The 9,425-nt window shown below is 53.7% G+C and carries 5 protein-coding genes; 4 read left to right on the top strand and 1 reads right to left on the bottom strand.

Going from position 1 to position 9,425, the window contains the following annotated elements; all coding sequences use genetic code 11:
- Nucleotides 1-485: 485 nt before the first annotated feature.
- A complete protein-coding gene (locus tag ACR0EZ_RS25440; protein ID WP_480617614.1) occupies nucleotides 486-1,991 on the bottom strand; it encodes a winged helix-turn-helix domain-containing protein in 1,506 nt (501 codons plus the stop codon).
- A 179-nt stretch (nucleotides 1,992-2,170) separates the two neighbouring features.
- Between ACR0EZ_RS25440 and ACR0EZ_RS25435 the strand changes: the two genes are divergently transcribed.
- The 4 genes from ACR0EZ_RS25435 to ACR0EZ_RS25420 all read left to right on the top strand — a co-directional run bounded on the left by ACR0EZ_RS25435 (nucleotide 2,171) and on the right by ACR0EZ_RS25420 (nucleotide 9,227).
- The gene (locus ACR0EZ_RS25435) at nucleotides 2,171-4,021 is read left to right on the top strand and encodes a serine hydrolase domain-containing protein (RefSeq protein WP_480617612.1); all 1,851 of its coding nucleotides are present in this window, start codon (nucleotides 2,171-2,173) and stop codon (nucleotides 4,019-4,021) included.
- 1,058 nt (nucleotides 4,022-5,079) lie between these two features.
- Nucleotides 5,080-5,979: a hypothetical protein gene (locus ACR0EZ_RS25430; RefSeq protein WP_480617611.1), complete on the top strand. Its 900-nt coding sequence runs from the start codon at nucleotides 5,080-5,082 to the stop codon at nucleotides 5,977-5,979.
- Nucleotides 5,980-6,185: 206 nt separating this feature from the next.
- Entirely contained in the window at nucleotides 6,186-7,004 is an 819-nt protein-coding gene (locus ACR0EZ_RS25425) for a class I SAM-dependent methyltransferase (protein ID WP_480617610.1), read from the top strand.
- 279 nt (nucleotides 7,005-7,283) lie between these two features.
- Complete coding sequence (locus tag ACR0EZ_RS25420; protein ID WP_480617609.1) at nucleotides 7,284-9,227, top strand: DUF3604 domain-containing protein; 1,944 nt, start codon at nucleotides 7,284-7,286, stop codon at nucleotides 9,225-9,227.
- The last annotated feature ends 198 nt before the right edge of the window (nucleotides 9,228-9,425 follow it).

The raw sequence follows: 9,425 nt of genomic DNA, 5'->3' as shown, positions 1-9,425 counted from the left end.
GCCGACAGGCGCAATCTAGCACCAAAAACCAGAGCGTTCGTGGATTACCTGGCGCGACGGTTTCGGGATTCCAAAGAAAACCAAAGGAACGGCTAACTACGTATAGAAACGATCGCAGCTGTCCTAATCAATCCAAACCCATCTGCTATGAGTGCATGAAAGCCCAAGGTCAACAAATTGCAGAGTTCGGTAGATCTTTCTCAGCGCTTTAGTTCCGAAGGTATGTCTGCCTTGTCCGCTGACTTGTCATATGCCACTTGGATTTGAACGTCCGGAAAAGTGCGGTTTTCGACTTGCTGCACGAGCGCAACTTTGAAGTGCAGGGAAGGTCTAAAAAGATGTCTTCGAGCAATTCGGGCATCCCGCGTGAAGGCGTCGAAGAGCGTTTAGGTCGAAACAACCATTCGCTGGGACGCTAGGCGTAGTGCAGTTCTGGGGCAAAACTAAACGCCGCCGCCCATTTGGGCGGCGCTTTTGTGTTGTAGTCATGAACGAGTAATCGCGAACAGAAGCGACTTGGCTTGTGCGTAAGTATCCCGCGCCCGAGGATGCAGAATTGGCAATGCTTCCTCGAGTCGGTCGTAGGAGAAGTGAGGGTAAGCCTGCACTAGTTTTCGATGGGTGTGCCGTGCGTCGTCGTGCTCTTTCAGCATGATCAAGGAGAGCACGCGAAAAGCGAGTGAAGAGACATGATTAAAGCCTTGTCGCGAAGCTGCGATGGCCCGCTCGTAATCGCCAATAAAGAAGGACACACGCGCTTCCACAACCCGGAAATATCCGGCGACGGGACAATTCGGTGGAAACGCCCGGTCCAGCATGCTCGCCGCCGCATCGAATTCTCCCAGAACCAGCGCCAGAGGTGTCGTGGTTGCGATACATGCATCTGAATCTGATTCAACTGAGGCAATGGCCCGACGGATGGCTGTACGTGCGCGTCTCAAATCCCCCTGCGCGGCCCAAGTCATTGAGATTAATGCCAGGTTAGTCGGGTCATTGGGCTCAAGTGAATAAGCCCGCCGGATCGCTGCATCAGCTTCGTCCAGCATATCGGGCGCGGGGCTTTCATAGACAGGGTAGGCCCATCGCAGCATGACGGATTTCATTGCCCAGCACCGGGCAAAACGGTCATCAAGCTCCAATGACCGACACAGATAGTGCAACGAACGCTCAAGGCCGGGCTGGTCCAGAACCAGATGGAGGTCGCAAGCCTTGACGTAGTTCTCGAATGCGTTCAGTTCGTTATCATCGCGCCGGGCGACAGACTTGTGCATCGCAACATGCACAGCGCCGTGCCAGCCGGTGACTAAAGGCACCAAGGTTTCGACTATTTGGTCGCGCGCAACTCCAGAGGGCTCCGCCGGATAGCTCAGCCGTTCCGACCAGACAAAAAGCCCTGTTCTTCCCGTGATCAATTGAACGCGTATTTGGATGTGATCGCCTACGCTGTGAAAGCTGCTTTCCAGAAGAAAGTCTGCCCGCAGGGCGCTGGCGATTTCGCGTGCATCGGCACATGTATCTGCCGCAAAGGAAGATGTGCGGGACACGCAATGGAAGTCGCGGAACCGGCCCAACTCGTTGATGATATCGCTTGCCACGCCCTCTGCAAACGGGACTAGATCGGGGTCCGCTTCGGGGCGCAGCACGGCAAGCGTTGCACGAATTTCCTCGACACGCGCTGGCTCAACGCTCTTTTTGCGCGAGCTTATCCCGCCAAGATAGCGTACTCCCTTGCCCCGGACAGTCTCTATGTAGCGCGGCTGTTTGGCGTCGTCTGACAGTGCGGTCCGGAGGTCAAAAATGTACTCGCGGACAAGGCTCGGAGTGACGTGGATCCCGTCCCAGACATGGGCTAGTATGCCCTCTTTCGTAACGACATCTCCTTCCCGGTCCATGAGGCATTCAAGGACAGCAGCGGCTTTTGGCGTGAGTTGAACGCAGCTCTTTTCGTTGGACAATTGGCAAGAGGCCCGGTCGAACAACCAATCCCCCATAGTACTGTCTCCTCGATGTGCCGGATCGTCTGGTAATGCACAAACAAGCGGTACAAACTTAACACAAACGGAGGTACCGGTCGAGTTCCAACCGTTGGGCAAAGAGTCAACGAAAACTCAACACAGACAAATCGAAAGACGCCCTATCATTGGTACTGCGTCCCTGCCGTGGCTCGTATTTGAGCGAAGCTGGTGGGGTGTGCATCAGCGACGGCACCGCCGTTGTGATTTTTTTGCCACAGCTGGCAATACAAATTTTGGAGAACGATATGTTTAAATACAATATTTTAAGAACTGGTGTCGGCATGTTTTGCCTTATGCTCCCCGGCCTCGCAATTGCGGATCCGACCGTAACGGGTGTCGGCCATCAAGGGTTAAGCCAGGCCGTCGCCAAACACGTTGCTGAAACGATGGACAGCCAGAACATCGTCGGTATGACCGTTGCGGTGAGCCGAAACGGAAAACTGTTGCTGTCGCAGGGCTACGGCAATGCGCGCAAGTCCGGCGTCAAGGTAACCAAGATGACACGCAGCCACCGGACACCCATCGGATCCGTCAGTAAAGCTGCAGTGAGCGGTCCAACGCTCTGGGCTTCCATGAAGCACAAGAACGTCTCGCCCAACCGCAGGCTTTATGGGTCGGCGGGTGTTCTCAAAGGCACGTCCAATGATGACATGGCCATCGCCCGAGCCAAGTTTCAAAGCATCGTTGGCTTTGCAATCAGCCCCAACGACATCGTCTACGCCTGGGGGATGGACGGAAAGGTAAGGCGCGGTTCTAGCCGGGATCTGGACAAGCACGACGTGGGCAAGAGTTACACGGTTGCGCCAGGCAAAGGCCCAGAAGACATCGTGGCGATGGCCATGTCGAAATCCGGCAAGGTCTATACGTGGTACATCGACGGCACGCGCAGCGTTGGAACACCAAAAGATCTCGACATCCACGACGCACCTGCAAGCGTGACCTTTCCCGGGGCCCGTACAGCGTCGACAGTTATCGGGGCCGCGATCCGAAAGTCAGATGACCGAGTATACATGTGGTATGAAAACGGCCACGTCTCCGCGGGAACTTCGCGCAAGCCAGGATCGGCAATCAAGCAGACACCGTTCTCAACAGCATCGGAGTTGCTGCGTCACGAGATGGTGGGACTTGGTTTGTCCAAAAAGAACAACGTCTATGTCTGGTATGCGAACAACCGCATGACCGCTGGCACAAGTGTTGATCTGGACAAGAAGATCAAGCTGCGCAACTACTCGCCGCCCCTCAGTGCGTTCCGTACTGGTGATACCTACACCGATATCACGATCCAGCACCTTCTGGACCATAAGTCCGGATTCCGTGGTAGCGGTGATGTTTCTGGCGCGGCCTCAATGTACGGAGTGCAGGCGAAAAACCTAGATTACGAAGACGTGCATGCGCATTTTCTCAGAAGGGCTCCGATGCAATCTCTGCCAGGCGCTGAATACTCCTATTCCAATCATGGTTTCGGCATGACGACCATGCTAATCGAGGCGATTACCGGCCGATCTTACACGGATGTGACCCAAAACAGCTACCTTCAGTGGGTCGGCGTGCGCGGGAAGGTCGTCCCCCGTTCCACGAGCCAGACTGGCCTTGATACGGATCTTTTCGATGTGACCGAAAATGGGATAAAGAAACGTAAGCCCGGCAATTCAGGTTTGGGTCTGGCTGCCGGAGGCTGGTTGTCGTCAGCCGAGAATCTTTTGCGGATCACCAATAAGCTCGCCAAGGCGTATTCCGTCGATGAGATAGACAGGATGGGCTGGGGGTCGAATGGCACATCCAACAGAAAGCTCTCTCATAGTGGCGCCACCGGGGGAGGCGAGGCCTATGTCGTTATTTTTACGGACGGCTACACCTCGCATACTGGTCTTGATCTGAGCGACATCCACGTCGCGGTTGCGACCAACACGGGTAACGTGTCTGGCGCAGCGCTTAGAACGCTCGCTGACCAAGTTGCGAAAGCCGTACCCAAAACCAATGTTCCTCAGTCCTACAACGCCTGGTGATCCAAGTCGAAAGGTGAAAAAGGCGCGGGAGTTTTCCCGCGCCCATTTATCATTTCGCTCTCGCGCTTGGCCCGATAATTCTGGCTCAAGTGGAGGTCAGGCCTGCCATCAGAACTGACGAAACCCGCGAACATGATGGAGTGACGAACAGACGTTGATGGTGGCGCAGAGTTGAAAGCTTGACCGCCCCTTGAACCGGGTGGCCTCTTACTTGGCTAAACTTCCGCTCCGAACCCATTTCAGACACTCCAACTCGAACCAACTTTCGGGTATCCGCGATTTTTGGGCCTATGGCGACGACAAGGTGATCTTTGGAAAAGCACTTGATGCACCACCGACCGAACCAGAATTGGAAGGTCCGGCCGGTTGCTCTGAATAACGGAAACTCATTGCACCCCCATCTTCAAAAAGACCCGCATCGTTCGGAGGGAAACCAAGTGAACAACGCGGGCTGTAGTTTTGGGGTATTGTTTTTACGGTACTGATCGAAGGATGGATCAAAGTTCCCCGCGTCACCATTATCTGGGATGATGGGCAACGCGGGGAAATAATCTGACCATGGGACTAGCCAGACTATTTCGAATGTGCGCTAGCTGCCGGTAGTCAATCAAGTTGGCATGAGCGCAAATTCTGTTCGCTACGGTCAAAGTTCGTCACCCGCCATTTGCACAGCGCAGCCACGTTTTCTGACGCGGATCTGTAAGCTGAAACAAACAAGAAATTCAAAAGCACGCGAGAGCAAACTTTTTGTCGCGCGTAAAATTACTTGAATTGTTGTATTTGGGATTCAAGTATTCGAATGCGTGGCAAATTTCTATTACCTCTGTTGCTCGCGCATTCACCAGACTCGTCTGGTTGCCTCCTGGAGATGCAAGTGAGTGGTGTCGCCAGGAGGCCACTGTTTTCGGTTTAATGTTCAACAAATTAGAGGCCTGTGCGTTACCAAGCTACTGAAACAATATGGCTGCTTTGGCCTGCAGAGCAGATTTTATTGGGCTTGAAACGCTCGTTCAGGAATGGCAACCCAAAAGGAAACAGCGTCACGTGGGAAATGCCAAATGAAAAACCTTTTTCTAACGTGCTGTTTTGGAGCTATTTCTCTAGGATTTGCAGCGTTACCTTCAACCGCGCAGCCCCGGCTAGGTTGGGCGTATCAGGTTGATGGGCTTGCTGCGTTTCAAGGGGACGCGGATTTGAGTGACGGTGGCGAATTCTCTGCAAGCCGAGCATTTCTACGCGCTACCGCACTTTATAATCTGGAAGGAGGAAACTCCATTGGGCTTTCAACCAGCTTCGGCAAGCTGGATTATAGCTTTAGTCAATCGAACAATCAGCCATGGGAGAGCATCCGTGACTTGCGCGTTGCTGTTCCCATGCGATTTCGTGCGAGCGATACAGCAACAGTTTTTGTGTCACCACAGATCAGGTGGGATTATCAAAGTGGAGCTTCCGCATCTGATGGTAGGACCTACGGTGTTTTCGCGGGTATTGCTTGGCAACTTAACGAGCGCCTGACGATAGGACCGGCCTTTGGCGCGTTCTCTCAATTTGACGATGGTGGTACCGATTTTTTTCCGGCTCTACTGATCGATTGGGACCTAAATGATCGCTGGAACTTGAACACTGGCGCCGGGATTGGAGCGACACAAGGCCCCGGGTTGACGCTGAACTACACGTTGACTGAGACCATAGACCTTTCCTTAACCGCACGATCGGAGAGAATTCGATTCAGGTTGGATGGGGAAGGTCTCGCGCCGGACGGGGTGGGCGAAGACAAGAGTGTACCCGTCGTACTTTCCGTTGGATACAACCCAAATCCTGGAGTTTCATTGAGCGTATTCGCAGGCGCAGAATTTGACGGCCGCCTGACGCTAGATGATGCGAATGGAGCAGAAATAAGTCGCCAGAGCTACGATACTGCGCCATTGGTTGGACTGGCGTTTAGGGTCAGGTTCTGATCACAGCATTGACCCAGTTTGCCAGTTGCGTGGGAATTGTTCTTGTGGCTGAGTTCGAACGTCCGCTTTGTCCGCACGGCAGCCGATCGTCAGATCGGATCGAATGACCGCTCCGAGCCCTTTGGCGACATTCCTTCGCAGGCCCAAGCAATTTTTTTGCAGTGAGGTTTTTGCTATACTTACCTCGGTAGTTTGGGGATCTTCCAATGCAATACAAAGAATTCGCAGACGCCGAAAAATCCGGATGGTCCGAGGAACCTAAGGCCGACGCATATGTTGACCTTTTCGCGCCCATTTCAGACCAACTAATCCCTTCTCTCGTGCAAGCGACGCGCGCCGCTCACGACGGCAACGTGCTGGATCTTTGTTGCGGTCACGGGAATGCTGCCGAAGCTCTCGTTTCAGCAGGGGCGAAGGTAACCGGGCTTGATTTTTCGCCAGCAATGCTGGCTCGTGCCCGTCGTCGCGTTCCGAACGCCTCGTTTGTTGAAGGTGACGCAGCGAGCCTGCCGTTCAATGACAAGAGCTTCGATGCAGTCGTGTGTAATGTGGGATTTGGTCATCTACCCGAACCGGATACGGTTCTCGCTGAGATTTCGCGGGTTCTCAGACCCTGCGGCGTCGCTGCGATGACGTCATGGCGCGAGCCCGAGCATTCTGCCAGTTTTCAAATTGTTTTCGGAGCAGTAAAGGCACACGGCGACCCAGGACTTGCGCCACCGGCACCTGACTTCCACCTTTTTTCCAAACGCGAGGCCGCTAATAATGCGCTTGCGGCGGCTGGACTCTTTGATCCCCAATTTACCGACATCGACTCCGCGTTTCAATTCAACGACCCGAGCGGCTTTGCAGACGTATTTGAGCATGCGACCGTTCGAGCGGCCATGCTTATCAGTTCGCAGACCTCTGCTGCACGTGATGCCATTCGTCGGACCATGACACAGCGCGTCGCAGATGAATTCGGCGATGAAAACGGTGGGTGGCGCGTTCCATTTCCAGCGACAATGGTGACGGCGCACACGTAGCATTGGTTCCGCCGAGGCTTGGGTGGTCCAATCCGAAGCCTACGTCCGGTTTGTCCGCATAGCAGACATTGATCGATTTTCCCCGAATGACCACTCTGCGGACAAAAGCCGCCGTTTGCTGCCACCGCCATATGAGCCTGCAGCGGGCCTTAGATTTGGTTGGAAACATTTCGAATTCAGGCGAGCACATTCGCTCGTCACGGAAACATAATCGAGGTTGACAGCAAGCATATGAGAATGATCGCATAGCCTATGATCTGACCAGCTGGGGATATGGCCATGAAAACTCCTTTCAGTACAACCTTGTTCGTTTGTTTTTGTATGTCCTCAACCTCAGCCTGGGCACAAGAAACCGCCGAGGGTGGGCAAGTCGGTGAAATGACCATTTCGGGAGCCGACATGCGAGCCCCTAAATCAGATGCGTTTTCGCCTTATGCAGGACGTGACTTCCCGACCAGGCCGCTTTGGGGCGACACCCATTTGCATACTTCGCTCTCACTTGATGCACGCGCTTTCGGCGTACTTCTTTCGCCTTCAGACGCGTTTCGGTTTGCGCGTGGTGAAGAAGTAACCACGTCTCACGGCCTGCGGGCAAAGTTGTCTCGCCCCCTCGATTGGCTCGTTGTTTCAGATCATTCAGACGCGATGGGGGCGATGAATGAGATTGTCGAAGGTAACTCAACTTTGATGGGCGATCCCACGCTACGTGACTGGAACGACAGGTTGAACCAGGGAGGAAATGTGGCCCTTGGAGCGACAATGGAGGTTATCGAAACTTTTGCCGGAATTACCGGCGAAGCTCTGCCGGAGGCCATTTCAGATCGCCGTTTTGTACAGTCGGTTTGGGATGACTTTACCGAAACTGCAGATGCTTTTGACCAGCCAGGGTCGTTCACCGCGTTTATCGGCTACGAATGGACATCGACGGAGGGCGGCAACAACCTACACCGCAATGTCATCTATCGAGACGACAAAATTCGGGCGCGTCAAATGTTGCCGTTCACGACTGCCGAGACTTTCAATCCGGAAGACCTATGGGATTGGATGGAAAGATATGAAGAAACGACAGGCGGGCGCGTCCTTGCATTGGCGCACAACGGAAATGTGTCCAATGGTTTGATGTTTCCTGTCGAAACAAATCCAGATACCGGTGAACCGCTCACAGGAGATTATGCGGAAAGACGCGCAAAATGGGAGCCACTTTATGAGATCACTCAGATCAAAGGCGACGGCGAGGCTCACCCGTTTCTGAGCCCAAATGACGAGTTTGCAGATTACGAAACGTGGGACGTCGCAAACCTTGGCCCTGTCCCCAAAGAAGACTGGATGTTGCAGTACGAGTATGCTCGCGAGGCTTTAAAAAATGGCTTGAAGCTTGAGGCGCAGCTTGGGACTAACCCTTACAAGTTCGGTGTCGTGGGATCTACAGACAGTCACACGGCTTTGGCGACAGCCCAAGAAGATAACTTTTTCGGTAAGCACTCAGGCGTGGAACCTGAGCCTGGGCGCTGGCAGCATGTTGTCGGCGAGTTTGAAGCAACCAGAATTCTGGGCTGGCAGATGGCTGCCTCTGGTTATGCGGCGGTTTGGGCCGAGGACAATACGCGAGCATCTATTTTCGACGCGATGGAACGCAAGGAAGTATATGGTACAACAGGTAGTCGGATCACAGTACGTTTCTTCGGGGGATGGGATTTCGAAGAAAACGATGCTCAATCGCGGCTTCCTGCGGAAATTGGTTATGACAAAGGCGTACCGATGGGGGCAGATCTACCGGAAGCGCCCGGTGATCCCTCTGCGCCAAATTTTCTCGTAGCTGCACTCAAGGATCCGTACTCGGGCAATCTGGATCGTATTCAGATCGTAAAGGGCTGGCTAACAGAAGACGGTGAGACCAAAGAGAAGGTCTTTGATGTCGTCTGGTCCGGCGATCGGGATATCGGCGCGGATGGCAAGCTGCCGCCAGTCGGCAATACCGTGGACGTCGAAACCGGTACATTCACAAACTCAATCGGATCGCCGGAACTAATAACCGTCTGGTCTGATCCCGAATTTGATCCAGAACAAATGGCGTTTTACTACGCTCGTGTGCTGGAAATCCCCACGCCGCGATGGACGGTTTATGAAGCTATTCGGTTTGGCGACGAAATACCGGAAGAAGTACCGACATCCACGCAAGAACGGGCTTATACTTCGCCCATTTGGTACACTCCGGAGGGATAACACCTCACCATTTGCGCGCTTTGATTTTATGGCGGCTTTGGGCTCAAAAGCAGACCTTAACTTGAGTCAGTTGAAAGGTTGCTTTGCGGACAAAGCCGCCATCGGTTTCTGTATTCCCAATGTCCTTTCTCAGCCATCAAGACGACGTCGCGGGCTTGATCCGACGTGTTCAGGGACGCGATGTTTGGCGAAAGTTGA

This window comes from Ruegeria sp. AK4, assembly GCF_056541025.1.
The sequence above is the reverse complement of the archived record's forward strand: the minus strand, read 5'-3'. Positions and strand labels throughout refer to the sequence as shown.

Bases quoted from the DNA above. Each gene is read 5' to 3' on its own strand.
- ACR0EZ_RS25440 (WP_480617614.1), bottom strand. From the start codon at position 1,991: ATGGGGGATTGGTTGTTCGACCGGGCCTCTTGCCAATTGTCCAACGAA.
- ACR0EZ_RS25420 (WP_480617609.1), top strand. From the start codon at position 7,284: ATGAAAACTCCTTTCAGTACAACCTTGTTCGTTTGTTTTTGTATGTCC.
- ACR0EZ_RS25425 (WP_480617610.1), top strand. From the start codon at position 6,186: ATGCAATACAAAGAATTCGCAGACGCCGAAAAATCCGGATGGTCCGAG.
- ACR0EZ_RS25430 (WP_480617611.1), top strand. From the start codon at position 5,080: ATGAAAAACCTTTTTCTAACGTGCTGTTTTGGAGCTATTTCTCTAGGA.